The organism is Lysinibacillus sphaericus OT4b.31, assembly GCF_000392615.1.
GTDB classification, from domain to species: Bacteria; Bacillota; Bacilli; order Bacillales_A; family Planococcaceae; genus Lysinibacillus; species Lysinibacillus sphaericus_B.
In genome coordinates this window covers 1-285 of the sequence record NZ_KB933456.1, presented here as the reverse complement: position 1 = coordinate 285, position 285 = coordinate 1, and the positions used below count along the sequence as shown (strand labels likewise).

1 protein-coding gene is annotated in these 285 nt (G+C 38.2%); it reads right to left on the bottom strand.

What is annotated here, in order from left to right; translation table 11 throughout:
* Positions 1–285 (bottom strand): transposase (locus tag H131_RS22865; RefSeq protein ID WP_010861509.1); only part of this gene is annotated, 285 nt, incomplete at both ends.

Below are 285 nucleotides of genomic sequence, written 5' to 3'. Positions count from 1 at the left end.
TCATAACTGTCATAGCGATAAGAATATTCTCGTGCACAAGTTGGAGCGAAATGTTTATCAAAACCAATAGGTTCTGGTTCATTCTTTTTATTATAAGCAATGATTGATTGTGCACCCATGCGATAAACCTGTTCATAGATCGGAACGTAATCATACCCGGCATCCATCGTTGCATAGGCAATATTTAAGGAAGAGAAACGTTCTTGGATGCCTTTCAACAAGGGAATAGCTGCTTTTCCATCATTCAGACTTCCTGAAGAAAATAAGGATTGGACGATATATTGG